Annotated in this window: 22 protein-coding genes; 15 read left to right on the plus strand and 7 right to left on the minus strand. The window is 63.3% G+C overall.

The genetic code is table 11. The features are described from left to right. Positions 1–124 precede the first annotated feature (124 nt). From speE to UIB01_RS08945, 6 genes are all read left to right on the plus strand, one after another. A complete protein-coding gene (gene speE / locus UIB01_RS08920; protein WP_038659111.1) occupies positions 125–985 on the plus strand; it encodes a polyamine aminopropyltransferase in 861 nt (286 codons plus the stop codon). Positions 986–1162: 177 nt separating this feature from the next. Further along, the gene (locus UIB01_RS08925; RefSeq protein WP_038659114.1) at positions 1163–2575 is read left to right on the plus strand and encodes a circularly permuted type 2 ATP-grasp protein; all 1413 of its coding nucleotides are present in this window, start codon (positions 1163–1165) and stop codon (positions 2573–2575) included. Then, the gene (locus UIB01_RS08930) at positions 2576–3526 is read left to right on the plus strand and encodes an alpha-E domain-containing protein (RefSeq protein ID WP_038659117.1); all 951 of its coding nucleotides are present in this window, start codon (positions 2576–2578) and stop codon (positions 3524–3526) included. It begins immediately after the preceding gene. Beyond that, the gene (locus UIB01_RS08935) at positions 3523–4317 is read left to right on the plus strand and encodes a transglutaminase family protein (RefSeq protein ID WP_038659119.1); all 795 of its coding nucleotides are present in this window, start codon (positions 3523–3525) and stop codon (positions 4315–4317) included. Before UIB01_RS08930 ends, UIB01_RS08935 begins: the two co-directional genes overlap by 4 nt. 89 nt (positions 4318–4406) lie before the next feature. Beyond that, positions 4407–5141, plus strand: a complete 735-nt coding sequence (locus tag UIB01_RS08940) for a proteasome-type protease (RefSeq protein WP_038659122.1) — start codon at positions 4407–4409, stop codon at positions 5139–5141. A 207-nt stretch (positions 5142–5348) separates the two neighbouring features. Continuing rightward, entirely contained in the window at positions 5349–5690 is a 342-nt protein-coding gene (locus UIB01_RS08945) for a ribonuclease E inhibitor RraB (protein ID WP_038659125.1), read from the plus strand. A gap of 6 nt (positions 5691–5696) precedes the next feature. Here the strand turns inward: UIB01_RS08945 and UIB01_RS08950 are convergent, their stop codons facing one another. Continuing rightward, positions 5697–6653, minus strand: a complete 957-nt coding sequence (locus UIB01_RS08950; RefSeq protein ID WP_038659128.1) for a LysR family transcriptional regulator — start codon at positions 6651–6653, stop codon at positions 5697–5699. A 110-nt stretch (positions 6654–6763) separates the two neighbouring features. On the opposite strand from UIB01_RS08950, the gene UIB01_RS08955 reads away from it, so the two are divergent. Further along, positions 6764–7516, plus strand: a complete 753-nt coding sequence (locus UIB01_RS08955; protein ID WP_038659131.1) for a sulfite exporter TauE/SafE family protein — start codon at positions 6764–6766, stop codon at positions 7514–7516. A 4-nt stretch (positions 7517–7520) separates the two neighbouring features. Here UIB01_RS08955 and chrA read toward each other — a convergent pair whose 3' ends face one another. Together chrA and UIB01_RS08965 are read right to left on the minus strand one after the other, a co-directional pair. After that, positions 7521–8741 carry a chromate efflux transporter gene (chrA, locus tag UIB01_RS08960; RefSeq protein ID WP_038659133.1) on the minus strand — a complete coding sequence of 407 codons (1221 nt, stop codon included), beginning with the start codon at positions 8739–8741 and terminating at the stop codon, positions 7521–7523. Positions 8742–8804: 63 nt separating this feature from the next. Further along, the gene (locus UIB01_RS08965; protein WP_038659138.1) at positions 8805–9770 is read right to left on the minus strand and encodes a DUF1853 family protein; all 966 of its coding nucleotides are present in this window, start codon (positions 9768–9770) and stop codon (positions 8805–8807) included. A gap of 215 nt (positions 9771–9985) precedes the next feature. On the opposite strand from UIB01_RS08965, the gene UIB01_RS08970 reads away from it, so the two are divergent. The 8 genes from UIB01_RS08970 (at position 9986) to UIB01_RS09005 (ending at position 20596) form a co-directional block, all read left to right on the plus strand. Further along, complete coding sequence (locus UIB01_RS08970; protein ID WP_003280695.1) at positions 9986–10873, plus strand: NAD(+) kinase; 888 nt, start codon at positions 9986–9988, stop codon at positions 10871–10873. Next, positions 10873–11844, plus strand: a complete 972-nt coding sequence (locus UIB01_RS08975) for a metallophosphoesterase (protein WP_038659141.1) — start codon at positions 10873–10875, stop codon at positions 11842–11844. Before UIB01_RS08970 ends, UIB01_RS08975 begins: the two co-directional genes overlap by 1 nt. After that, the gene (locus UIB01_RS08980) at positions 11841–12701 is read left to right on the plus strand and encodes a rhomboid family intramembrane serine protease (RefSeq protein ID WP_038659143.1); all 861 of its coding nucleotides are present in this window, start codon (positions 11841–11843) and stop codon (positions 12699–12701) included. The genes UIB01_RS08975 and UIB01_RS08980 overlap by 4 nt, the downstream gene beginning before the upstream one ends. A 68-nt stretch (positions 12702–12769) precedes the next feature. Then, a complete protein-coding gene (locus UIB01_RS08985) occupies positions 12770–13048 on the plus strand; it encodes a YeaC family protein (RefSeq protein ID WP_038659145.1) in 279 nt (92 codons plus the stop codon). Further along, complete coding sequence (locus UIB01_RS08990; protein WP_038659148.1) at positions 13048–13881, plus strand: DUF2797 domain-containing protein; 834 nt, start codon at positions 13048–13050, stop codon at positions 13879–13881. Before UIB01_RS08985 ends, UIB01_RS08990 begins: the two co-directional genes overlap by 1 nt. A 276-nt stretch (positions 13882–14157) precedes the next feature. Further along, positions 14158–16818: an aminopeptidase N gene (pepN, locus tag UIB01_RS08995; RefSeq protein WP_038659151.1), complete on the plus strand. Its 2661-nt coding sequence runs from the start codon at positions 14158–14160 to the stop codon at positions 16816–16818. A 408-nt stretch (positions 16819–17226) separates the two neighbouring features. Continuing rightward, the gene (locus UIB01_RS09000; protein WP_038659154.1) at positions 17227–18225 is read left to right on the plus strand and encodes a WD40/YVTN/BNR-like repeat-containing protein; all 999 of its coding nucleotides are present in this window, start codon (positions 17227–17229) and stop codon (positions 18223–18225) included. Positions 18226–18241: 16 nt separating this feature from the next. Next, positions 18242–20596 (plus strand): efflux RND transporter permease subunit, encoded by a 2355-nt coding sequence (locus tag UIB01_RS09005; RefSeq protein ID WP_038659157.1) that lies wholly within the window; start codon positions 18242–18244, stop codon positions 20594–20596. Positions 20597–20672: 76 nt separating this feature from the next. On the opposite strand, the gene cobA is transcribed toward UIB01_RS09005, so the two are convergent. From cobA to nirB, 4 genes are read right to left on the minus strand one after another with little or no spacing between them, the layout of a single operon-like run. Next, on the minus strand, positions 20673–21410 hold the full coding sequence (gene cobA, locus UIB01_RS09010) for a uroporphyrinogen-III C-methyltransferase (protein WP_038659161.1): 738 nt from the start codon (positions 21408–21410) through the stop codon (positions 20673–20675). Positions 21411–21435: 25 nt separating this feature from the next. Continuing rightward, a complete protein-coding gene (locus UIB01_RS09015) occupies positions 21436–24141 on the minus strand; it encodes a nitrate reductase (RefSeq protein ID WP_038659164.1) in 2706 nt (901 codons plus the stop codon). A 42-nt stretch (positions 24142–24183) separates the two neighbouring features. Continuing rightward, positions 24184–24513: a nitrite reductase small subunit NirD gene (nirD, locus tag UIB01_RS09020; RefSeq protein WP_038659167.1), complete on the minus strand. Its 330-nt coding sequence runs from the start codon at positions 24511–24513 to the stop codon at positions 24184–24186. Positions 24514–24555: 42 nt separating this feature from the next. Further along, complete coding sequence (gene nirB / locus UIB01_RS09025) at positions 24556–26988, minus strand: nitrite reductase large subunit NirB (protein WP_038659177.1); 2433 nt, start codon at positions 26986–26988, stop codon at positions 24556–24558. Between the last annotated feature and the right edge of the window lie 12 nt (positions 26989–27000).

A 27000-nucleotide genomic window follows, 5' to 3' on the forward strand; every position in this document is an offset into this window, starting at 1 on the left:
TTCCCCCTGTCATCTTGGCCAACGTAGAATGCGCCTCTTTCCGGTGGGCGATCCGATCGCCTGTCCCAGCCAGCTTGCAGGGGTCGCAGCGCTCTGCTCGGTGCCTGCCAAGGGAGATACCCCTATGAGCGACTTCCAGGAAACCCTCTATGAGGGATACGGGCAGCGGTTCCAGGTGGACAAGCTGCTGCACGAGGTGCGTACCGGGCACCAGCATCTGGTCATCTTCGAGAACGCCCGCATGGGACGCGTCATGGCCCTCGACGGAGTGATCCAGACCACCGAAGCCGACGAATTCATCTACCACGAGATGCTTGCCCACGTGCCGGTACTGGCGCACGGGCTGGCACGTCGCGTGCTGATCATCGGCGGCGGTGACGGTGGCATCCTGCGCGAGGTGGCACGCCACCGCGATATCGAAAGCATCACCATGGTCGAGATCGACGGCGCCTTGGTGGACGTGTGCAAGGAATTGCTGCCGAACCATTCCGCCGGCACCTTCGATGACCCGCGCCTGAGGCTGGTGATCGAAGACGGCATGCGCTTCGTGGCAAGCACCGAAGAGAAGTTCGACGTCATCATTTCCGACTCCAGCGATCCCGTCGGTCCCGGCGAGGTGCTGTTCTCGGAGGACTTCTATCAGGCCTGTCGCCGCTGCCTGAACGAAGGCGGCATCTTCGTCGCGCAGAACGGCACGCCGTTCATGCGGCTGGGCGAGGTACAGACCACTGCCAAGCGCCTGCATGGCTTGTTTGCGGACTGGCATTTCTTTCAGGCCGCAGTGCCGACCTACATCGGCGGCGCCATGACCTTCGCTTGGGGAGCCTGCTGCGCAGAGAGCCGCAAGCTGCCTCTGGAAACCCTACTACAGCGATACGCCGGCAGCGGCATCGTTACGCGGTATTACAACCCGCACGTGCATCTCGGTGCTTTCGCACTGCCTCAGTACGTGTTGCACGCGATCGCCAAGCCCAGCAACGACTGAGGTCAAGTGTGACGAGCGTCTCGAAACGGGGCGCTATGCCTCAGTAGATGACGTGGCCCGCCCGAAAACGGTGCGGGCTTTTTTGTACTAGGTCGTAACTTCCTGTTTTGAAAGGGATTGTTCTCGTGGCGCGGGGTTTGCACTGTGACTGGGCACGTATGCGCTCGAGGGCTTTGCATGGACCGCGTTTTCTACGACGAAATGTTCGACCCCCAGGGCGGCTGCCGACCTCACTACCAGCCATTTTCCAGCTGGCTGTCGAGCACGCCGGCCGATATGTTGGACCAGCGCCGACGCGAGGCCGATCTACTGTTCCACCGGGCTGGCATCACCTTCACGCTGTACGGCGATGAGCAGGGCACAGAGCGTCTGATTCCTTTCGATACCATTCCGCGCTCCATCCCGATGAGCGAATGGCGCATGGTCGAGCGCGGGTGTGTCCAGCGGGTCCAGGCGCTCAACCTGTTCCTTGCCGATATTTACCACGATCAGCGCATCCTCAAGGCAGGCGTCATCGCACCGGAGCAGGTGCTCACCAACGAGGGCTATCAACCAGCCATGCAGGGGCTCGACCTGCACGGGGACATCTACGCGCACATCGCTGGCGTGGATCTGGTGCGCGACGGCGACGGCACCTATTACGTACTCGAAGACAATCTGCGCACACCCAGCGGCGTGAGCTACATGCTCGAAGACCGCAAGATGATGATGCGGTTGTTCCCCGAGCTGTTCGCCGCACAGCGCATTGCGCCGATCAACCACTACCCGAATCTGCTGCTGGAAACGCTCAAGCATTCGAGCCCGATGGATAATCCCTGCGTGGTGGTGATGACGCCAGGTCGGTTCAACAGCGCCTTTTTCGAGCACGCCTTTCTGGCGCGGGAAATGGGTGTCGAACTGGTCGAGGGGGCGGATCTGTTCGTTCGCGACGAGCACCTGTACATGCGTACCACCTCCGGCGCGCGCCAGGTGGATGTGATCTACCGCCGACTCGACGATGGTTTTCTTGATCCGCTGGCCTTCAATCCCGATTCGACCCTGGGTGTGCCAGGCCTGCTCTCGGCTTATCGGGCAGGCAACCTGGTGCTGGCCAATGCCATCGGTACCGGCGTGGCGGATGACAAATCGATCTACCCATTCGTCCCGGACATGATCCGCTTCTATCTGGACGAGGAGCCGATTCTCGCCAATGTGCCGACCTGGCAGTGCCGCAAGCCAGACGAGCTGTCCCACGTTCTGGCCCACTTGCCGGAGTTGGTGGTCAAGGAAACCCAAGGCTCCGGCGGGTACGGCATGTTGGTTGGCCCTGCGGCCAGCGTGAGCGAGATCGAAGCCTTTCGTGCCCGGTTGAAGGCCAATCCGGCAGCCTACATCGCTCAACCCACACTGAGCCTGTCGACCTGTCCAACCTTCGTCGAAAACGGCATCGCACCACGACACATCGACCTTCGACCCTTCGTGCTCAGTGGCCGCGAGACACGTCTGGTCCCTGGAGGGCTGACCCGAGTTGCGCTGCGTGAGGGCTCGCTGGTGGTCAACTCGTCGCAAGGCGGCGGAACCAAGGACACCTGGGTTGTGGAGGATTGCTGAATGCTGAGTAGAACCGCTGCCGACCTGTACTGGATGTCCCGCTATCTGGAGCGTGCCGAGAACATGGCGCGCATGATGGATGTGAGCTATTCGCTGTCGCTGATGCCGCAAAGCGGACGCGGCGATGGCCTCGACGAGCTGGCGATGCCGCTGCTGATCACCGGCACCCTGGATGAATACCTGCGCTGCCACGGCCAGCTGAATGCCGAGCGGATGCTGCACTTCTTCGCACTTGAGGAAGCCAACCCCGTCAGCTTGTTCAACTGCCTGCGCCTGGCTCGCAGCAACGCCCATGCCGTGCGCGGCCGCATCACCTCGGATATGTGGGAGAACATCAATGCGGCCTGGCTGGAAATGCGTGGCATCGCCGAGCAGGGCCTGGGGCGCTACGGCATCAGCCGGTTCTGTGAGTGGGTCAAGGAGCGCTCGCACCTGTTTCGCGGGGCTACCGTGGGCACCATCATGCGCAGCGATGCCTATCGCTTCATCCGGCTGGGCACCTTTATCGAGCGCGCGGACAACACCTTGCGTCTGCTCGATGCGCGCCACGAGCTGCTTGGCGAGGAAAGCGAACTGCTCGATGACCGTTCTGCTCGTGCCTATTACCAGTGGAGCGCGCTGCTGCGCGCGCTGTCCTCGTTCGAGGCGTTTGCCGAGATCTACCGTGGGTCCCCACGTACGGCCAAGGTCGCCGAGCTGCTGCTGTTGCGTGCGGACGTGCCGCGCTCATTACGCGCCTGTCTGGTGGAGCTGCAACTGATCCTGGCCAGTCTGCCGGGGGAGAACGGGCGCCCCGCGCAACGTCTGGCTTCCGAACTCGAAGCGGGGTTGCGCTATACGGCAATCGACGAGGTGGTCGAGTTCGGTCTGCACGATTGGATCAGCGTCTACATCGAGCATATCGGCCGGCTCGGCAGCGCCATTCACTCGTCCTATCTGGAGGCAGCATGAAGCTATCGATAAGCCACGACACCAGCTACCGCTACGAAGATCAGGTTCGCGCGAGCATCCAGTACCTGCGCCTGACACCGCAGCAGAGCCAGCGCCAGCGTGTATTCAGCTGGGCGCTCGAGCTGCCGCGCCCGGTGCGTGCGCAGCTTGATCCCTACGGCAACGTTCTGCATGTACTGACCCTCGACGAACCCCATGACGAAATCGTCATTCGCGCCCGCGGTCAGGTGGAAATCGATGAAGCCTGTGAATGCGAAACCGAGGACGCATCGCCGCTACCGTTTTTGCGGGTCAGCCCGCTGACCCAGGCTGACGACGCCTTGGCTGATTTCGCTCGGCAGCAGTGCGGCAGCCGTCCCGAGCGGGACTCGCTGGAGCAGCTGATGCACGCGCTTGCCGATCATATGGTTTACACGCCGGGTGCGACGCACGTAGAAAGCACGGCCGCGCAGGCATTTGCGGGTCGTGCAGGCGTCTGCCAGGACCACAGTCATGCCTTCATCGCCTGTGCTCGCAGCCTGGGTATACCGGCGCGTTATGTATCGGGCTATCTGCTCACCGATGACAGTGACCACCTGGCCAGTCACGCCTGGGTCGAGGCATGGGTGGAGGGGCTCTGGTACAGCTTCGATGTATCGAACCGACTGATCCGTCCGGATCGCCATCTCAAGCTGGCTGTGGGGCTGGATTATCTCGACGCCTGCCCCGTGCGCGGGATGCGCCGGGGCGGTGGCTGCGAGTCGATGCATGCGCGGGTGCAGGTGATGCCGATGCAAATGGCGCAGCAGTAGTTCTCCGGGCGTTGCCTTGCGGCACGGCGTGGCTGGGTTACCATCCGCGCCTGCCTGAGGTCGGTTCCTCAATCAAAAGAGTCCGAGTAATGACTTACTGTGTCGCCATGAATCTCGCCGACGGACTGGTGTTCGTGTCCGACTCGCGGACCAACGCCGGTGTCGATCATATCGCCACGTTCCGCAAGCTTTACCGTTTTGGCATACCGGGCGAGCGCCTGATCGTGCTGCAGACCGCCGGTAATCTGGCTACCTCGCAAGCGGTAGTGAGCTTGTTGCGCCATCGGTTAGCGGCCGACGGCGTCAATCTCAACAACGTTCCCAGCATGTTTGCCGCCGCACGCCTGGTTGGCGATACGCTGCGCGAAGTCGTGGAGCACGATGCGTCACCGAGCATGAATTCGGGAATCGACATGAGCAGCTCTTTCCTGGTGGGTGGGCAGATCAAGGGTGACGTCCCCGAACTGTATAACCTGTACCCGCAGGGCAATTTCATCAGCGCGACGGTAGACACGCCTTACTTCCAGATCGGTGAAAGCAAATACGGCAAACCCATTCTCGATCGTGCACTGAAGCACGCCACGGGCCTCGAACAGGCGTTGCGCTGTGCGCTGATCTCCTTCGATTCGACCATCCGCAGCAATCTCTCGGTAGGTATGCCTCTGGATGTGCTGGTTTATCGCAAGGACAGTCTCGAACTGCCCGCCGGCTATCGCGTGGCGGAGGGCGACGCCTATTACGAGGGGATTCGCGAGCAGTGGTGTAGCAACCTGCGACGGATGCTGGTTGAACTGCCATCAGCTCCGGCCCTCTATCTTGAGTAGGAGGCCGTGATTGGCCGCTGATGTGGCGTGACGCCATATAGCTCTCGCAGTCAGCTTCACGGCCTGCTAGCTTGTCACCGTGGACAGTGTCCACCGCTTCACTTCGATTAGCTGTTGCGACTCCCGTTTGCCCGATGTCTTGACGACGGAGCCGACCTCCCGCTGAGCTCGTGGCAACTTCATCCAGGTATGAGAGGAGGTTGATTTATGAGCACCACCTTCCACGAGGATGTCAGCAGCACCGTTCTGCGCCGGATGAAGGAGGGCGGTTTCGATTTCGCCCGAGTCCATCCCATCGAGTTCTATGCGGTATTTCCAGAACAGGACCGCGCCCAGACGGCCGCGCAGAAATTTCGCGGCGAAACCATCAATACCCAGGTCTTTCCGCGTGAGGACGGAAGCTGGAATCTGCAGGTAAGCAAGGTGATGTACGCAACGTTCGACGGCATCGGTGACTTCGAGCAGGATCTCGAGCATCTCGTCGAGCCCCTCGGCGGTGTGCTCGATGGCTGGGGCGTCACCCAGGAGCTCGAAGGCCTGAGCGTCTGATTTCCTTCACTCTTTCTTGAAACCGCTATGAAGTGCCTGGTCCCAGGGAGGGACCGGGCCGAAGCGATTCTTCAGAAACTCCAGCAGCAGGCGACTGCGCGAATCGGCCTCTCGGGTCAGGCGCAATGCATAGATGCCGCTGGCTTCCGGTTGCGGTAAACCACCTTCGCAGAACAGTGGCAGTAACTCGCCACGCAGCAGCTGATCGCTGATCAGCCAGGTTGGTAGGTGGGCGATACCGAGCCCGGCTAGCGCCCCGGCCAGCAGCGCCTCGGCGTTATTTGCCACCATGCGAAGTCGACCCGGACGCAGCAGCTGCGGTCGCCCGTCGCGCTCGAAGCGCCAGGCGTACGGCGGCGCCAACGCATCCCAGTCCAGTCCGTCATGTTCGGGTAGCTCTTCCGGTCGTAGCGGCACCCCGCGGCGCTCCAGGTAGGCAGGGCTGGCACAGACGATGCGCACCATCGGCGCCAACGGCGTGGCAACCAGGCGGGTGTCGGCCAATGGGCCGATGCGTAGCACCAGGTCGACTTCGCCCAGATGTTCGCCGTGCAGATCGACGAAGCTGTCGATCAGGCGCAGCTGGATATCGACTCCTGGATAGGCCTGGAGAAATTCAGCCAGCGCCGGGGCCAGATGGCGACGACCGAACGGCGCGGGCGCGTCGATCCGGATACGGCCCTCCGGCGCGTTGTCCAGCGACGTCGCTTCTGCGCGTGCCAGATGCAATTCCCGAACGATGCGTCGCGCGCGCTCGGCAAATGCCAGCGCGGCAGGCATGGGCCGAACCGCATGGGTGCTGCGGCTGAACAGCTGACAGCCGAGGGACTGTTCCAGTGTGTCGATGCGGCGAGCGACGGCTGAAGGTGTCAGGCCATGGCGGCGCGCCGCGGCCGAGAAACTGCCCGCATCAAGCACGTCGATGAACAGGCTGAGCTGGGCGGAAAGGGCGTCGGGCAGCATTTGAATTCCTGGCTTGTGCGAGGTGCGCAAAGCCATTGTGCGTGGCTATGCGTACCGGCGCCAGCGGTGGCGGCGTACGATGAGCGCCCCTATGAAAATGGAGCGCCGGAATGCTGCTGGATGTCGGATTGAACGTACTGCTCGGACTGGCGCTGGGCACGCTGGGCGGCTTGTTCGGTATTGGCGGCGGGTTGATCGCGATTCCGGTGCTGGGCGTGCTGTTCGGCTTGGACCAGCAATTGGCGCAGGGTACCGCTCTGGTAATGGTCGTGCCCAATGTGCTGCTCGCCATCTGGCGTTACCACCAGCGCAATCGCATCGACTGGCGCAACGCAGCTGCGCTCGGCACTACCAGCTTTATTTTTGCGATCCTCGGAGCGGCCGTGGCCGTGTCGCTGGATGCCGGGCGCATGCGCTTGGCATTCGTCGGCTTTCTTCTGGCGCTGGCTGCATACACGTTGCTGCGGGTGTTCCTTCGCCCGGCACCCGGTGACGGGCAGCTACGCCATCCCTGGCCCTGGCTGAGCCTGCTCGGTGCAGGTGCCGGCGCCGCGGGTGGCCTGTTCGGCGTCGGCGGTGCGGTCATCGCCACGCCGATTCTGACCAGCGTATTCGGCGCCTCGCAGGTGGTCGCCCAGGGTCTCTCGCTGGCATTGGCAGCGCCGAGCACCGGGGTCACGCTGGTCACCTACGCGCTGCATGGTCAGGTCAACTGGCTACTGGGCCTGCCGCTGGCCGTCGGCGGATTGCTCAGCATCAGCTTGGGCGTCCGCCTCGCGCATGCCCTGCCTGAACGCTTGCTGCGGTTGCTGTTCAGCATTTTTCTGGTCGCCAGCGCCGTGCTGCTCGCGCTGGAAAGCTGAACGGTCAAACCACCAGCGTGAGCGCCCAGCCGCCAAAGGCTCCAGCGACCACCACCAGCCACGGTGGCAGTCTCCAATACATCAGCCCGGCAAGTGCGAGCAACGCCAGGATGAAATGCTCTGGCGCCTTTATGCCGCTGGTCCAGACCGGGTCGTACAGCGCGGCCAGCAGCAGACCGACCACGGCCGCGTTCACGCCCGCCAGCGCCGCTTGAGTGCGTCGATTGCCGCGCAGTTTTTCCCAGAACGGCAGTACGCCGATCACCAGCAGGAAGGAGGGCGCGAACACTGCCAGCAGACACAGCGCTGCGCCCAGCCAGCCGCTCGCGCCGACATTCATCGAGGCGCCGAGAAAGGCGGCGAAGGTGAACAGCGGCCCTGGTACCGCCTGTGCTGCGCCGTAACCCGCGAGGAAGGAATCGTTGTCTACCCAGCCTGACGGCACCACCTCCGCTTGCAGCAGTGGCAGCACGACATGGCCTCCGCCGAACACCAGCGCGCCGGTTCTGAAGAATGCATCGATCTGGGCCAGGACCTGGCTGCCCGTGCCGCTGGCCAATAGCGGCAGCAGGACGAGCAGCCCAAAGAAGGATGTCAGCGCCAGCATCGCCATGCGCGCCGTCACGGTGATTGGCAATGTTGGATGCGCCAGCGTGGCGGCTGGGCGGAAAATCAGCAGCCCTACTAGGCCGGCCACAACGATTACGCCAACCTGACTCCAGACAAAAGGCAGCAGCAGTACGGCGCTCGCCGCAGCCAGTGCGATGAGCACCCGTGGCCCGTCGGTGCACAGTGATCGCGCCATGCCCCAGACTGCCTGCGCGACCACCGCCACGGCGACGATCTTAAGACCCTGGAGAAAGCCGTCTGGCAGGGCATCGCCCCAACGGGCGATGCCCAGAGCAAACAGTGTCAGAGCGATAGCTGAAGGCAGGGTGAAGCCCGCCCAGGCCGCCAGCGAGCCACGATAACCGCCGCGCAGCAGGCCGATCGCCAGGCCGACCTGACTGCTGGCCGGGCCGGGAAGGAACTGACAGAGCGCGACCAGATCGGCGTAGCTGCGCTCGTCCAGCCAGCGGCGACGCTGGACGAACTCTTCGCGAAAGTAGCCCAGATGGGCGATGGGCCCACCGAAGGAAGTCAGGCCGAGGCGCAGAAACACCAGAAAGATCGTCCAGGCGTCGAGGCGGGAGGGGGCTGAGTGATGCTGTGGGTCGGTGGGCATGCGGGGCCGTCGGATATCGATCTGCAGGGTAGAGTCGGCCCGGCATTCTAGCCGGCGAAGGTGTCAGGTTGGTGACGTACCCAGCGTTGCTACGCCGTTTCGAGGCCAATCGTCGGCAACCAGAAAGACTCTCTCCTGTTCCAGCCAGAAGCCGGATGCATCCGCTTCCAGCCGTGCCAGGAGCTGCGCCCGGGACTGTGCCGGATTGCCTGCCAGCCAGTCGTCATAGCGCGGTGCGTCCCACAACTCCAGTGCCGGGATGCGCGCCGGCGCAAGCCAGGCGGCGCGGGCAACGGGTTGCCATACCGAGTCGGGTTTTGCCGCCTTGAACCTTGGCCAATCGGACTGGCGCAGCCATTGCCCATGGAGATGGTATGGATTGGCACCAAACGGCGGTCTGCACCCACGCGGCCAGGGCTGGAACAGATAGCCGCCGAGCCAGAAGCTGCTTTGGACGGCTCGGCCGGTGAGTTCAGCGAGGACCGCGAGCGTTGCCGGCTGGCTGCTCAGCGGCAGTTGATGCTGGCACAGATGAGCGAGCTTCAGGTCGAGACGGTCGTGGCTGCCAGGTCCGAGCCAATCCGTATGTGCTCCGCCATCGCCGCGGTCGGGGCCTAGATAGAACTTCACCGCCAGTTCCAGGTGATGCACGCCCTGATCGTCGCAGAACAGCAGATCCAGCTCGCCGAGGGTGCTGCCGTTCTGGCGGATCGGCAGATTCGCCGCGAGCAGCTGGATGTCTGGCGCCTGGGCCAGTGCGTACTGCCAGAGACGCTCGTAATACAGACCCAACCGCCGAATGCTGTGCAGCGATAGCCAAGCCTCGAGGATGGATGGGTCGGCATCCTGGCGAAGCAACCAGTCGGCCAGCAATCCCGTTTCGCTGCTCCAGCAGCTTGCGCTCAGCGGATGCCGCTGGCATTGCGGCGCTTCGCTCAGCAAGGGTGGAGAGATAATCGTCCAGGCGAGATCACGCACCTGTGGGTGCTGAAGTCGGCTGGGGAGGTCGGCAAGACTGCAAAGGCTCATGGGTGCAGCATAGCCGTCGGTTTGCTGATGGTCTGGCGTTTCGCCGATAATCCGCTGCCGCTGAACACCGCCGCCACTCAGGCGCTCTAACGCCTGTTGGTGGAATGCAGACTGGCGCAGATCGCTGATCGGTCACGTTGCCGGCGCGCTGCATGGTACTTTTCGAGCGTTGCGACTGCCCGCAACCATCCGCCCAGCCACACCAGGGAACCTCAATGGAGCAATTCCGCAATATCGGCATCATCGGCCGCCTGGGTAGCTCCCAGGTGCTGGATACCATCCGCCGGCTGAAGCGATTCCTCGTCGAACGCCATCTGCATGTGATTCTCGAAGAGAACATCGCCGAGGTGCTGCCGGGCCACGGTATGCAAACCTCGTCGCGGCAGCGTCTTGGCGAATCCTGCGACCTGGTGATCGTCGTCGGCGGCGACGGCAGCCTGCTGGGCGCGGCGCGGGCGATGGCCAAGCACCGGGTGCCGGTGCTCGGTATCAACCGTGGCAGCCTCGGCTTTCTCACCGATATCCGCCCGGATGAGCTGGAAGAGAAGGTGGCCGAGGTGCTCAACGGGCAGTACACCCTGGAAAACCGCTTTTTGCTGGAAGCCCAGGCGCGACGCTTCGATGAGCCGATCGGCGAGGGCGACGCGCTTAATGACGTGGTGCTGCACCCCGGCAAATCCACGCGGATGATCGAATTCGAGCTGTATATCGACGGCCAGTTCGTCTGCAGCCAGAAGGCCGACGGCCTGATCGTGGCAACGCCGACCGGCTCCACCGCCTACTCGCTGTCCGCAGGCGGGCCGATCATGCATCCGCGGCTGGATGCCATAGTCGTCGTGCCCATGTACCCGCACACCCTGTCGAGCCGCCCGATCGTGGTCGACGGCAACAGCGAGCTGAAAATCGTGGTGTCGCCGAACATGCAGATCTATCCGCAGGTCTCCTGCGACGGCCAGAACCACTTCACCTGTGCCCCAGGCGACACCGTGACGGTGCGCAAGAAGCCGCAGAAGCTGCACCTGATTCACCCGCTGGATCACAATTACTACGAAGTGTGCCGGACCAAGCTGGGCTGGGGCAGTCGCCTCGGCGGGGGCGATTGATGCAGCTCGATCCCGAACGCGGCTACGACCTGATCGGTGATGTGCATGGCTGCGGCCGTGCGCTGGCGCGTCTGCTGGACACCCTCGGCTATCGTCTGGAAAGCGGTGTCTGGCGCCATTCCCGGCGGCAGGCGATCTTCCTCGGCGACATCATCGATCGCGGGCCACATATCCGTGAAGCGCTGCATCTGGTCTACGACATGGTCGACCATGGCTACGCCTATTGCATCATGGGCAACCACGAGTTCAATGCGCTGGGCTGGTACATGCCGGCACCGCCGGGCAGCGGCCGGGAATTCGTGCGCGAGCATTCGCCTCGTTTTGCCCGGCTGTTGCAGGAAACCTTCCAGCAGTTCGAACCCTATCCCGAGGAGTGGAAAGCCTTCCGCGAATGGTTCTACGAGTTGCCACTGTTCTTGGAATCCGAACGCTTCCGTGCCGTGCATGCCTGCTGGGACAGCAGCGTGATCGCACGGCTGCGTCCGTTTCTCAACGACGCCTGCATCAATCCGGCGATCCTGCGCGAAGCCGGCCTGCCGGGCACCTTCATCTGCCAGGCGCTGGATCGTCTGCTGCGCGGCACCGATATGCCGCTGCCCGAAGGCATGACCCTGACCAGTGAGGAAGGCTTCGTGCGGACCTTCTTCCGCACCAAATTCTGGGAAGAGAACCCACAGACCTACGGTGACGTGGTGTTCCAGCCCGACGGCCTGCCGGACCATGCGGCGCGCATGCCTCTGTCTGCGCAACAGAAGAATCGTCTGTTCCTCTACGGTCCGGACGAGCCGCTGCTGTTCGTCGGTCACTATTGGCGGCGTGGCCAGCCGGGGCCGCTGCGCGACAATCTGGCCTGCCTGGATTACAGCGCGGTGAAGAACGGCAAACTGGTGGCCTATCGGCTGGATCAGGAAGTCCGTCTGGACCCGGCGAAGTTCGTCTGGGTCGATGTCTGCGCGGTGTTCCGAACATGAGTGTCGAGGTGAGTGAAGCGCTGCGCCTGCCGCTGTCGGAAGACCTCAGTGGCTTCATCGCCCTGCTGCGCCGTCTGCGGGTGCCGTGCCGGGTTTCGGAAGAGGGCGATCAACAGGTGCTGCGTGTGCCGGTCGAGGTCGTCGAGCAGGTTCGTGACCTGTACGCGCGGCATCCCCATGGCGACGACAGCGTCGTCATCGAACAGCCGCGTCGCCGCGGCGGTTTCGTCGCCGCCCTGCGCGCCAGCCCGCTGACTGCGGCGGTATTGGTCATCACCCTGATTGTCGCGGCTATCACCATGCTTGGCGAGAACTTCGCGACGATCCGCTGGCTGAACTTCGTCGACTTCCGTATCGACGGTGAATACGCCTACTTCGCCTCGCTGGAGCAGACACTCGCTGCCGGACAATGGTGGCGGCTGATCACGCCGATCTTCGTGCACTTCGGCATTCTGCATCTGGCGATGAACAGCATGTGGTTCTGGGAGCTGGGGCGACGCATCGAGGCCCTTCAGCGCGCCTGGATGCTGCTGGCGCTGACGCTGCTGTTCGGCCTGGTATCCAACTTCGCCCAGTACCTGTTCGGTGGGCCGGGCATCTTCGGGGGCCTGTCGGGTGTGCTCTACGGCCTGCTCGGGCATTGCTGGCTGTACCAGAAACTCGCCCCCAACGAGGCCTACCGGCTGCCGCCAGGCGTGGTGGTGCTGATGCTGGTTTGGCTGGTGATCTGCCTCACTGGCGTCATCGAAGTGCTCAGTTTCGGTGCGCTGGCCATCGCCAACGCGGCGCATGTCGGTGGCCTCGTCGCAGGCTGCGTGACCGGTGTGATAGGCGGCACCCTGGTGCGGCGCCGCTAGCAGGCTGCGCTTTTCCCTAAAGCGCCACAGCCCGGTAGAATGGCCGCTCGTTTCCCTCGGAGCTGGCCATGTCGACCTTTATCCAAACCGCCGAAAACATCACCCCGGAAATCTACCAAAGCCTCAAGCAGGCCCTCGAACTCGGCAAATGGGCTGACGGCCGCAAGCTGACCCCCGAGCAAAAGGAAACCTGCATGCAGGCGGTGATCGCCTGGGAGCTGAAGAACCTCCCTGAAGATCAGCGCACCGGCTTCATGGGCGGTCAGGAATGCGGCTCGAAGAGCAAGAAGGCCGATCCGGCCATCGATACCAGCCTGTTCGCTCCCGCTTCGGGAACCCGCCACTGATGCTTGAATTGGGACGCGGTGCGCTGAGCAAGATGTCGATCCAGCTGGGCGCACCGGCGCAGTATTCCTTCCGCCTGAATGACGAACTGGTGCCGGTCAATCCGCTGATCGGCAAGACCTTGCGGCTGGAATACCTCGGCGCCATCAACTGCACCCATTGCGGTCGCAAGACCAACAAGAGCTTCAGCCAGGGGTATTGCTACCCGTGCTTCAAGAAGTTGCCGCAGTGCGATGTCTGCATCATGAGCCCGGAAAAGTGCCATCACGATTTCGGCACCTGCCGCGATCCGCAGTGGGGCATGGACTTCTGCATGACCGACCACGTGGTCTATCTGGCCAACTCGTCGGGCATCAAGGTCGGGATCACCCGCGCCACGCAGCTGCCGACGCGCTGGCTCGATCAGGGTGCCAGCCAGGCGCTGCCGATCATGCGCGTCGCCACGCGTCAGCAGTCGGGCATGGTCGAAGACCTGCTGCGCAGCCAGGTGGCCGATCGCACCAACTGGCGGGCACTCCTCAAAAGTGACGCCGAGCCGATCGACCTGATCGAAATGCGCGAGCAGATCTTCGATGCCTGCGCCGATGGTCTGCGCGACTTGCAGCAGCGCTACGGGTTGCAGGCGATCCAGCCAGTGGCCGATGCCGAGGTGCTGGAGATTCGCTATCCAGTGGAGGCCTATCCAACCAAGGTGGTCAGCCTCGATCTGGAGAAGACACCGGTGGTCGAGGGGACGCTCAAGGGCATCAAGGGTCAGTATCTGATTCTCGACACCGGGGTGATCAATATCCGCAAGTTCACCGCTTATCAGGTCGCCGCAAGCACTGCTGCGTAGGGTGGACAACGGCGCAGCCTTGTCCACCGCTGGGCAGGACACAGTGAGTGCATACGGTGGATGTAAGAAGCGACATCCACCCTACGGCGCCAAGGGCTGCCGGCTCAAGGATGAGCTGTCTGGCGATCGCGTGAAAAGGCTGCGCCGTTCTCCACCCTACAAGTCCGCTGCGACAGACGCTAAGCTCGAACTCATCCGCAGCCCTGCGTCAGGGCTGTAATCCATCGCACATTTCGCTTGAAGCTAGTTGCTTGAAGCTCAGCCGACGAGGTTTCCATGCGCACCGAACAACCGAAAGTCATTCATCTGAAGGATTACCAGGCTCCCGAGTACCTGATCGATGAAACCCACCTGACCTTCGAGCTGTACGAGGATCGCACCCTGGTGCACGCCCAGCTGGTGATGCGCCGCAACCCCGAGCGTCCGGCCGGCAAACTGCCACCGCTGGACCTGCACGGGCAGGAACTCGAATTGCTGTCCATCGCGCTGAACGACCGCGAACTGGCGGCAGGCGACTACCAGCTCAGCGAAGACTGCCTGACCCTGCAGCCGGACAGTGACAGCTTCGTCATCGACAGCTCGGTGGTGATCCACCCGGAAACCAACACCGCGCTGGAAGGGCTGTACAAGTCCGGCAGCATGTTCTGCACCCAGTGCGAGGCCGAGGGCTTCCGCAAGATCACCTATTACCTCGACCGCCCGGACGTGATGAGTAAGTTCACCACCACCGTGAGCGCCGAGCAGAAGGCCTATCCGGTGCTGCTGTCCAACGGCAACCCGATCGCCAGCGGCAGCGAGGACAACGGTCGTCACTGGGCAACCTGGGAAGATCCGTTCAAGAAGCCGGCCTACCTGTTTGCCCTGGTTGCAGGTGACCTCTGGGCCATCGAAGACAGCTTCACCACCATGAGCGGTCGCGACGTGGCGCTGCGCATCTATGTCGAGCCGGAGAACGTCGACAAGTGCCAGCACGCCATGGACAGCCTGAAGAAGTCGATGAAGTGGGACGAGGAAGCCTACGGCCGCGAGTACGACCTGGACATCTTCATGATCGTCGCGGTGAACGACTTCAACATGGGCGCCATGGAGAACAAGGGCCTCAATATCTTCAACTCCAGCGCCGTGCTTGCCCGCGCCGAAACCGCCACCGATGCCGCGCACCAGCGTGTCGAGGCGATCGTCGGCCACGAGTATTTTCACAACTGGTCGGGCAACCGCGTGACCTGCCGCGACTGGTTTCAGCTGTCGCTCAAGGAAGGCTTCACCGTCTTCCGCGATTCGCAGTTCAGCGCCGACATGAACTCGGCGACGGTCAAGCGCGTCGAGGACGTCGCCTACCTGCGTACCCATCAGTTCGCCGAGGATGCCGGCCCGATGGCGCACTCGGTGCGCCCGGAATCCTTTATCGAGATTTCCAACTTCTACACCCTGACCGTCTACGAGAAGGGCGCCGAAGTGGTGCGCATGATCCAGACGCTGTTGGGCGAAGAGGGCTTCCGCAAAGGCAGCGACCTCTATTTCGAACGGCATGACGGTCAGGCGGTGACCGTCGACGATTTCGTCAAGGCCATGGAGGACGCCAACGGCGCCGATCTGACCCAGTTCAAGCGCTGGTACAGCCAGTCCGGCACGCCGCGCCTGACGGTCAGCGAGCAATACGACGAGGCGGCGAAGACCTACAGTCTGACCTTCCGCCAGAGCTGCCCGCCAACGCCGGGCCAGCCGACCAAAGAGCCCTTCGTGATTCCGGTGAAGCTGGGGCTGCTGGCTGCCGATGGTTCGGACATGCCGCTGCGCCTGCAAGGCGAGCCGCAGGCAGCAGGCACCAGCCGGGTGCTGGCGGTGACCGAGGCCGAGCAGACTTTCACTTTCGTCGACGTCGCCGAGCGCCCGCAGCCATCGCTGCTGCGTGGCTTCTCTGCGCCGGTGAAGCTGGATTACCCGTACAGCCGCGACCAGCTGATGTTCCTCATGCAGCATGATTCCGATGGCTTCAACCGCTGGGAGGCCGGGCAGCAGTTGTCGGTGCAGGTGCTGCAGGAACTGATCGGTCAGCATCAGCGTGGTGAAGCGCTGGCGATGGACGAGCGCCTGATCTCGGCGCTGCGCACCTTGCTGCAGAACGACGAGCTGGATGCTGCGATGGTCGCGGAGATGCTGTCGCTGCCGGGTGAAGCCTACCTGACCGAAATCAGCGAAGTGGCGGACATCGACGCCATCCACGCTGCACGCGAGTTCGCCCGCAAGCGCATCGCCGATGCGCTGTTCGAGCCGCTGTGGCAGCGCTACCAGGCCAATCGCGAAACCTCACGCAACACCGCGTATGTCGCTTCGGCCGAACATTTCGCCCGTCGCGCGCTGCAGAACATCGCCCTGTCGTACCTGATGCTGAGCGAGAAAGCGGAGGTCGTCGCAGCCTGTCTGGAGCAGTTCGAGCAGGCCGACAACATGACCGAGCGCCTGACCGCGCTCGCCGTGCTGGTCAACTCGCCATTCGAAGCAGAGCGCGACAAGACCCTGCAGACGTTCGCCGAGCACTTCAAGGACAACCCGCTGGTGATGGATCAGTGGTTCAGCGTACAGGCCGGTAACCCGTTGCCCGGCGGCCTGGAGCGCGTGCAGACGCTGATGCAGCACCCGGCGTTCACGCTGAAGAATCCGAACAAGGTGCGCGCGCTGATCGGTGCCTTTGCCAACCAGAACCTGGTCAACTTCCACCGCGCTGATGGTGCGGGCTACCGCTTCCTTGCCGATCAGGTGATCACCCTTAATGCCCTGAACCCGCAGATCGCCTCTCGCCTGCTGGCGCCGCTGACCCGCTGGCGCAAGTACGACAGCGCGCGCCAGGCGCTGATGAAGGGTGAGCTGGAGCGCATCCTTGCTTCCGGCGAGCTTTCCAGCGACGTCTACGAAGTGGTGAGCAAGAGCCTCGCCTGATTCACCTGGGCCGATCGTGCAATGCGATCGGCCTTTCTCTGACTAGAGCCTGTTGCCGGGCTGCTGTCCCCGAAAACTACCTTCTGCATATCGTGACTATGCGCCGGCACTCCGCGTCCGATCGTCACTTCGACGCCGACTCAGCCAGCCGCCATACTGGCCACTGGCCCAATCAGCTTGGGTGATCACGCGTCAATCATTGCGTGAGAGTTAACAATTCATAACGTCCGGCCAATTGTGCCTGTCTGTGTAAGCTGGCTAGGATGGCCGAGCCTGCACTACAGGCCTTACCTAATAAGAATAAAGGGGGTATGTATGAGTGAGCCCGTTCTGCGGCGCACACTATCCGGCCGCGCCAAGGTTTCAAACCAGGCGAGGGCGTCGCGTTTTCACTCATCGGTTGCCGGCATGCTTTCGCTATGCGGCACGTTCTCGCTCCTGCTGCTCGCGGCATCGGCGCCCGCTCAGGCCGCTACCGATGGCCAGACTCGCTATTCGATCGAGTCGGCCAAGGCCGCATCCAATCTTCTGCTCGACATCACCCAGGCCGGTGACCGCATCGTTGCGGCGGGTGATCGAGGCCACATCCTCTATTCCGACGACGAAGGCACCAGCTGGACCCAGGCCAAGGTGCCGACCCGTCAGCTGTTGACGGCCATCGATTTCGTCGACGAGAAACATGGCTGGGCAGTCGGCCATGATGCGCTGGTGCTGGCTACCGCCGATGGCGGTGAAAGCTGGGCCGTGCAGTACGAGGAGCGTGAGCGCGAGGCACCGTTGCTCGATGTCTGGTTCGAAGATACTCAACACGGCATCGCCGTCGGCGCCTATGGTGCGCTGATCGAGACCATCGACGGCGGCCAGAGCTGGGATGACATCAGCGAGCGTCTCGACAACGAAGACGGCTTCCATCTCAACGCCATCACCCATATCGAAGGCTCCGGCCTGTTCGTGGTTGGCGAAATGGGCGGCATGTTCCGCTCCGCCGACATGGGCGAAACCTGGGAAAGGGTCGAATCGCCCTACAACGGCTCGTTTTTCGGCGTAGTGGGCGGCTCGGAGCCGGGCGTGGTGATCGCCTTCGGCCTGCGCGGCCACCTGTTCCGTTCCACTGATTTCGGCGACAGCTGGCAGGCCATCGAGCTCAGGAACGGCAACGGCCAGGCGCTGGAGTCAGGTCTGGCCGATGGCAGCCTGCTGCGCGATGGTCGCATCGCGGTGGTCGGCCACGGCGGTGCCGTGCTCACCAGCGATGATCAGGGCCGCAGCTTCAAACTCGTCAACCGTCCCGACCGCCGTTCGCTGTCGGGCGTTACCTCCGATTCCCAAGGCAACCTGATCCTGGTAGGGCAGGGCGGTGTTCGCATCGCCTCGCCATCGGGCGCGGATCTGGCCCCAAAACAATAAAGCCGGGAGAGTCTGCATGACCAAGCACCAACAGAAGCCGGCGTCGTTCCTCGAACGCCTGATCTTCAACAACCGGCCGGCAGTCGTCGTACTCTGCCTGCTGATCAGCGCGTTTCTCTTCTATCAGGCGGCCCAGGTTCGGCCGCAGACCAGCTTCGAGAAGATGATTCCGCTGGGGCATCCTTACATCCAGAAGATGCTCGAGCACCAGAACGACCTGGCCAACCTCGGCAACACCGTACGGATTTCCGTGGAAGCGGTGGAGGGCGACATCTTCTCCAAGGAGTACATGGAGACGCTGCGGCAGATCCATGACGAGGTGTTCTACATCCACGGCGTCGACCGCTCCAACATGAAGTCGCTGTGGAGCCCGAGCGTGCGCTGGACCGAGGTTACCGAGGAAGGCTTCGCCGGTGGCGAAGTGATCCCGCAGACCTACGACGGCTCGCCCGAGAGCTTGGATGATCTGCGCGACAACATCCTCAAGTCCGGCCAGATCGGCCGTCTGGTGGCGAACAACTTCAAGTCGAGCATCATCGACGTGCCGCTGCTCGAGTCCTATCCGGACCCGGAAGACCAGAGCCGGCAGATCAAGCTGGACTACCAGAAGTTCTCCCACGAGCTGGAAGAAAAGATCCGCGAGAAGTACCAGGCGCAGAACCCGAACGTTAAGGTGCATATCATCGGCTTCGCCAAGAAGGTCGGTGATCTGATCGACGGGCTGGTCGGTGTGGCGCTGTTCTTCATCGTCGCCATCGGCATCACCTTCGTCCTGCTGCTGTGGTTCACCCGTTGCCTGAAGAGCACCATCGCGGTGTTGATCACCACGCTGATCGCCGTGACCTGGCAGCTCGGCCTGTTGCACACGCTGGGCTTCGGGCTCGATCCGTACTCGATGCTGGTACCGTTCCTGGTCTTCGCCATCGGTATTTCCCACGGCGTGCAGAAGATCAACGGCATCGCCATGGCCTCCGGCTACACCGAAGACCCGGTGACGGCGGCGCGCATGGCATTCCGTCAGCTGTTCATTCCCGGCATGGTGGCGTTGCTGTCGGATGCGGTGGGTTTCGTCACCCTGCTGCTGATCGACATCGGCGTGATCCGCGAGCTGGCCATCGGCGCGTCGCTGGGCGTGGCGGTGATCATCCTGACCAACCTGATCCTGCTGCCGGTGGCGATTTCCTATATGGGCATCAGCCAGCGGGCGATCAAGCAGGCCCGCGAAGAAGCCTCGCGTGATCATCCGTTCTGGCGCGCGCTGTCGAACTTCGCCAGCCCGAAGGTGGCGCCGATCTCCATCACCATTGCGGTGGTCGCGCTGGCCGGTGGCCTCTGGTACGGCCAGAACCTGAAGATCGGTGACCTCGATCAGGGCGCACCGGAACTGCATCCGGATTCGCGCTACAACCTGGACAACGACTTCGTCATCCGCAATTACTCGACCAGCTCCGACGTACTGGTGGTGATGGTCAAGACGGCGCCGGAAGGCTGTTCGCACTACGACACGCTCGCCGCCATGGACGAGCTGATGTGGAAGATGCAGAACACCGAGGGCGTGCAGTCGGCGGTGTCGATGGTCTCGGTCGCGCGCCAGGGCATCAAGGGCATGAACGAGGGCAGCCTGAAATGGGAAACGTTGTCGCGTAACCAGCATGTGCTGAACAACTCCATCGCCCGCGCTGAAGGCATGTACAACAGTGACTGCTCGCTGGCACCGGTACTGGTGTTCCTCAACGACCACAAGGCGGAGACGCTGGAACATGTGGTCGCTGCGGCGAAGGACTTCGCCGAGGAAAACAACCGCGAAGGTCTGGAGTTCGTCCTGGCCGCGGGTAACGCCGGTATCGAGGCGGCCACCAACGAGGTCATCGCCGCGTCGGAAACCACCATGCTGATCGCCGTCTACCTGGCCGTGAGCATCATGTGCCTGCTGACCTTCCGTTCGCTGGCGGCCACGCTCTGCGTGATCATGCCGCTGGTGCTGACCTCGATCCTCGGGAATGCGCTGATGGCCTTCATGGGCATCGGGGTGAAGGTAGCTACGCTGCCGGTGATCGCGCTGGGCGTGGGTATCGGTGTGGACTACGGCATTTACATCTACAGCCGTCTGGAATCCTTCCTGCGCCAAGGCATGACCCTGCAGGAAGCCTACTACCAGACACTGAAATCCACCGGCAAGGCGGTGATCTTCACCGGCGTCTGTCTGGCGATCGGTGTGGTGACCTGGGTGTTCTCGGCAATCAAGTTCCAGGCCGACATGGGCATGATGCTGACCTTCATGTTCCTCTGGAACATGGTCGGCGCGATCTGGCTGCTGCCAGCCCTGGCTCGTTTCCTGATCAACCCAGAGAAGCTTCGTCAGAAGGCGTGATGTTCAAGTGGCAACAAAAAACGCGGCCCTAGGGCCGCGTTTTTTTATGGCGGATCGTGACGGGTCGGCTGAGTGATCAGGCGCTTTGGCTTATGGCTTCCATCGCCGCCTGCGCGGCAACCTCGCCGATCACCAAAATGGCCGGGCTCTTCAGCTTGAAGGTCAAGGCATCGCGGCACATGGTGGCCAGGCTCGAACGGCATTCACGTTGCTGGGGCAGCGAGGCGTTCTCGATCATCGCCACCGGCGTGCTGGCGTTCATCCCGCCTTCCAGCAACCCGGCCTGGACCTGTTCCAGCTTGCTCACGCCCATGTACACCACCAGCGTGGTGCCGCTTTTCGCCAGCGCCTGCCATTCGAGGCTGCTGTCATCCTGGGTGTGCGCCGTGACCAGGGTGACGCCGCGGGCGACGCCGCGCTGGGTCAGCGAGATGCCGCATTGCGTGGCACCGGCCAGGCCGGCGGTGATGCCGTTGACCAGTTCGACCTCGATGCCGTGCGCCGACAGCCATTCGGCTTCTTCGCCACCGCGGCCGAAGATGCACGGATCGCCACCCTTGAGGCGCACCACGCACTTGCCCTGGCGGGCGTAGCGCAGCATCAGACGGTGGATGAAGGCCTGCGGCGTGGAGCGGCAGCCGCCGCGCTTGCCCACGGGGATGATGCGTGCGTTGGGGCAGTGTTCGAGCACAACGGAGTTGACCAGGTCATCGATCATCACCACCTGTGCCTCGCCCAGCGCGCGCACGGCCTTGAGGGTCAGCAGTTCCGGGTCGCCAGGGCCGGCGCCTACCAGCCAGACTTTTGCGCTCATGGGGTAATCCTCGTCTTGGTTGGTATCAGGAAAGTGCGCGTTCCGGCTGGCTGGCCAGCAGGCGCTTGATTTCGGGAACGCAGGAGCCGCAGTTGGTGCCGCAACCCAGCTCCTGCTTCAGTCCTTCGAGGTCGAGCCCGCGCTCGATGCCTGCACGGACCTTGCTCTGGCTGACGTTCATGCAGTTGCACAGGGTGCGGTCGGTGTTGATGGTCGCGCCACCAGGCGGTGCACTGAGCGGCGCCAGCAGCCAGCGACGCAGTTCGGCGTCGGCACTGCCGCTTGCCCAGAGCCCGCGCAGCCACTGCCGGGCGGCGGTTTCGCCGGCCAGGCGCAGGGCAACGATGCGGCCGTCCTCGATGCGTACGCGCTTGCCGACTGCGCGACGCGGGTCGTCATAGGCCAGCACCGGGCCTTCGTCGAGGCCGAGCAGGCGGTCGATGGCGTCCAGCTCGACGGCCGTTGGCGCCGCATCCCTGGCGCCGCGGATCAGCAGCGCCGAACGCTCGCGACCGCCGAGGCTGAAGCTGGCGTAGTCGAACGTTTCGAACAATGGCCGCAGCGCCTCGAAGCGTCGCTGCACATCGCCTTCAACCAGCGCAAAGAACTGCCAGGGCAATTCGACCTGTTCGACTTCGATGCCGGCGTGCTTGAGTTCCGGCTGCTTCGACAGCGGATCGACGCTGGCCAGGGTCAATACGTTGCTGCCCAGCCCCTTGAGAAAGCGATCGCCCCAGTGCATCGGCAGGAATGCCTGGCCGGCACGCAGGCTGTCGTCCTTCTGCACCGGGAGGATCAGGCTGCCGCGACGGCTTTTCACCGTCACCAGCTGACCGTCCAGCAGACGCCGGCGACGCATGTCCTCGGCGTTCATGCCAAGCAGTGCTTCCTCGACATGACCGAACAGCCGCGCCGCAGTGCCGGTGCGGCTCATGCCGTGCCACTGATCGCGCAGCCGGCCGGTATTGAGCGTCAGCGGATAGCGCGCCTCGCGCTTTTCCTTCGGCGCCTGATAATGCTCAGCGATAAAGCGCGCGCGGCCGTTGGCAGTGGGAAACACACCGTCGCCATACAGCCGCGCGGTGCCCTGTTCGCTGCCCGGCGGGAATGGCCACTGCTGCGGACCGAAGGTGTCGATCAGTGCATAGCTCAGGCCGCTGTAGTCCAGATCGCGGGCGGCAGTGAGCGGCTTGTACTCCTCGAACAGCGCTTCGGCATTCTCGAAGGCAAACAGGCTCGGCGCACCGGGGCGCAGGTAGCGTTCTAGGCGCCGGGCGAAATCGCAGGCGATCGCCCAGTCCGCACGGGCTTCGCCGGGCGCCGGTACGGCGCGGCGTACATGGCTGATACGGCGCTCGGAGTTGGTCACCGTGCCTTCCTTCTCGCCCCAGCTCGCGGCCGGCAGCAGAAGGTCGGCGTGGCGGCAGGTTTCGGTGGTGAAGAAGGCTTCCTGCACCACGACGAAGGGGCAGGCGGCCAGGGCCTCATGGACTTTCTGTTGGTCCGGCAGCGACTGAGCCGGATTGGTGCAGGCGATCCATAGCGTCTTGATCTTGCCGGCGCGCACGGCCTCGAACAGCTCGATGGCGGACAATCCAGGCTGTTTGGGCAGCTGCTCGACACCCCAATAGTTCGCCACTTCTGCGCGGTGTTCGGCATTGGTTGCGTCGCGGTGGCCGGGCAGCAGATTGGACAGGCTGCCGGTTTCGCGGCCGCCCATGGCGTTCGGTTGACCGGTGAGCGAGAAGGGACCGGCGCCCGGGCGGCCGATCTGCCCGGTGGCCAGGTGCAGGTTGATCAGCGCACTGTTCTTCGCACTGCCGGCAGTGGACTGATTCAGCCCCATGCACCATAGGGAGAGAAAAGCTGGAGCGCTTCCAATCAGCCGTGCACAGGTCTGCAGATCATCTACAGAAATGCCACAGAGTTCGGCGACCATCGCTGGGCTGTAATCGCGCACCAGGCTTTTCAGGGCATCGAAGCCTTCGGTATGGGCATCGATGAAGCGGCGGTCGATCCAGCCTTCCCACATGAGGATATGCAGCAGGCCGTGGAACAGCGCGACATCGGTGCCGGGCAGGATCGGCAGGTGCAGATCGGCCAGCTCGCTGGTGTCGGTGCGCCGCGGGTCGACGACGATGATGGTCATCTCCGGTCGCTTCGCCTTGGCTTCTTCCAGGCGGCGAAACAACACCGGATGCGCGTAGGCCATGTTGCTGCCGGCGATCAGCAGGCAATCAGCCTGCTCGATGTCTTCGTAGGAGCAGGGCGGGGCGTCGGCGCCCAGGCTGCGCTTGTAGCCGACCACCGCCGAGGACATGCACAGCCGCGAGTTGGAATCCAGGTTGTTGGTGCCGATCAGGGCGCGGGCCAGTTTGTTGAAGGCGTAGTAGTCCTCGGTCAGCAGCTGGCCAGAGACATAGAAGGCGACGCTGTCCGGCCCGTGCTCGCGGATGGTCTCGGCGAATACGCTGGCCGCGTGCTCCAGGGCACTGTCCCAGTCGGTACGGCTGCGGGCGAGGCTCTTGCCCAGGCGCAGCTCGGGGTAGAGCGCGCGAGCGTCCAGATCGCCGGTCAGGTGCAGGGTCGAGCCCTTGCTGCACAGCTTGCCGAGGTTGGCCGGATGGTTGGGGTCGCCGGCCACATCGAGGATGCGCTCGCCGTCGTGCTCGATCAGCACGCCACAGCCGACACCGCAGTAGCAGCAGGTCGAGGCGGTTGTCATACGCATGGCGTCGTCTCCTGGAAAAAGGTGCTGGTCAATTGCGCGTGTTCAGGCCGCGCATTCCTTGCGTGGGTTCAGCGAAAGCTGCACACGCCCGTTCTCGACGCGCGCCGCGTGACGATGGGTGCAGCCGACGTCCGGGGCCAAGGCCTCGCCGCTGGCCAGATCGATCTGCCAGTTATGCAGCGGACAGGCGACCTGCTTGCCGTAGACGATCCCCTGCGACAGCGGGCCGCCCTTGTGTGGGCAGCGGTCGTCGAGGGCAAAGACCTGATCGTCCGAAGTGCGGAAGATCGCGATGTCGCCCTTGGGGCCGGCGATGATGCGCGAGCCGAGCGGGTTGATTTCATCCAGTGCGCAGATATCGAGCCAGTTCATGCGGTGTCTCTCCAGATCGGGTTCTCAGGCGTTTTCCAGCTGCTAGACGGCGATGCGGTCGAATTCCTTCTTCAGCTGCGGCTTGGAGAGCTGCTCCTGCCACGGGTCCTGCTCGAAGGAAAGCGAGAACAGCAGTCGCTGATGCAGCGCCTTGCGTCGCTCGGCGTCGTTTAACACGGCCTTCTTTATGTGGTCCATGCCGACGCGCTGCATGTAGTGCACGGTGCGCTCGAGGTAGAAGGCTTCTTCGCGGTAGAGCTGGAGGAACGCCAGGCTGTATTCCATGACCTCCTCGGCTGTCTTCACCTTGACGAAGAACTCGCCGGCCTCGGTCTTGATGCCGCCGTTGCCGCCGATGTACAGCTCCCAGCCGGAGTCCACGCCGATGATGCCGACGTCCTTGATGCCGGATTCGGCGCAGTTGCGCGGGCAGCCGGAGACGGCCAGCTTGACCTTGTGAGGCGACCACATGTTGAACAGCGCGTGTTCCAGATCGATGCCCATCTGCGTCGAGTTCTGCGTGCCGAAACGGCAGAATTCGCTGCCGACACAGGTCTTCACGGTACGGATGGATTTGCCGTAGGCGTGGCCGGAAGGCATATCCAGATCTTTCCAGACGCCCGGCAGGTCTTCCTTCCTGATACCCAGCAGGTCGATGCGCTGGCCTCCGGTGACCTTGACCATTGGCACCTGATACTTGTCCGCCACATCGGCGATGCGCCGCAGCTCGGCGGCATTGGTGACGCCGCCCCACATCCGCGGGATGACCGAATAGGTACCATCCTTCTGGATGTTGGCGTGGGCGCGCTCGTTGATGAAGCGCGATTGCGGGTCGTCCTTGGCTTCGCCCGGCCAGGTGGAGATCAGGTAGTAGTTCAGCGCCGGGCGGCAGGTGGCGCAGCCGTTCGGCGTGCGCCATTCCATGAAGGCCATGGCCGCGGGAATGCTGGTCAGGTGGTGCTCGCGAATGGCCTTGCGCACCTGACCGTGGTTGAGGTCGCTGCAGCCGCAGATGGCCTTCTCGCTCTTCGGCTTGACGTCGGCGGCGCCGCCCACGGTATTGATCAGAATCTGTTCGACCAGCCCGGCACAGGAGCCGCAGGAACTCGCGGCCTTGGTGTGCTTTTTCACCTCGTCCACCGAGAACAGCCCGTGCTCCTGGATCGCCTTGACGATGGTGCCCTTGCACACACCGTTGCAGCCGCAGACTTCCATGTCGTCCGGCATCGACATGGCCTTGCTCTGGCCCTGGTGGCCGGCATCGCCGATGGCGCCCTCGCCGAACATCAGATGGTCGCGGATCTGCGCGACGTTCTGCCCCTCGCGGACCTGGCGGAAGTACCAGCCGCCATCGGCGGTGTCGCCGTACAGGCAGGCGCCGACCAGTACGTCGTCCTTGATCACCAGCTTCTTGTAGACGCCGCCGATGGGGTCGGAGAGGGTGATGGTCTCGGTGCCTTCGCCGCCGATGAAATCGCCGGCCGAGAACAGGTCGATGCCGGTGACCTTGAGCTTGGTCGAGGTCACCGAGCCCAGATAGCGGGAGAAGCCGAGCATGGCCAGGTGATTGGCGCAGACCTTGGCTTGTTCGAACAGCGGTGCGACCAGGCCATAGGCCGTGCCGCGGTGGTTGGCGCATTCGCCGACGGCATAGATGCGCGGGTCGTAGGTCTGCAGGGTGTCGTTGACCAGAATGCCGCGGTTGCACGGAATGCCGGCCTGTTCGGCCAGTTCGCTGTTGGGGCGGATGCCGGCGGCCATTACCACCAGGTCGGCGGGGATCACCTCACCGTCCTTGAACTTGACCGCGCAGACCCGGCCTTCGCCGTTGTCGAGCAGTTCGGCGGTGTGCTTGGGCAAAAGAAACTTCAGGCCGCGGCTTTCCAGCGCGCTCTGCAGCAGGGTGCCGGCGGTCTTGTCCAGCTGGCGCTCCATCAGCCAGTCGCCGATATGCACCACGGTGACGTCCATGCCGCGCAGCTTGAGGCCGTTGGCCGCTTCCAGGCCGAGCAGGCCGCCACCGATGACCACCGCGTGTTTGTGGGTCTTGGCGGTTTCCATCATCACCTGGGTGTCGGCGATGTCGCGGTAGCCGATCACACCCTGCAGGTCCTTGCCCGGAATGGGCAGAATGAACGGGTTGGAGCCGGTGGCGATGAGCAGGCGGTCGTATTCGGCCTCGCTGCCGTCATCGGCGATCACCCGGCGTTTGACCCGGTCAATCTTCACCACCTTGCGGTTGAGCATGAGGCGGATGCTGTTCTCGGCGTACCAGTCCAGGTCGTTGAGCACGATCTCTTCGAACTGCTGCTCGCCAGCCAGAACGGGGGAGAGCAGGATGCGGTTGTAGTTGGGATGCGGCTCGGCGCCGAACACAGTGATGTCGTAGAGCTCGTTGGTCAGCTTGAGCAGCTCTTCGAGGGTTCGCACGCCGGCCATGCCGTTGCCGATCATCACCAGTTTGAGTTTCTTCATGCCCGTTCTCCG

It is taken from the genome of Stutzerimonas decontaminans, from assembly GCF_000661915.1.
Lineage (GTDB): Bacteria > Pseudomonadota > Gammaproteobacteria > Pseudomonadales > Pseudomonadaceae > Stutzerimonas > Stutzerimonas decontaminans.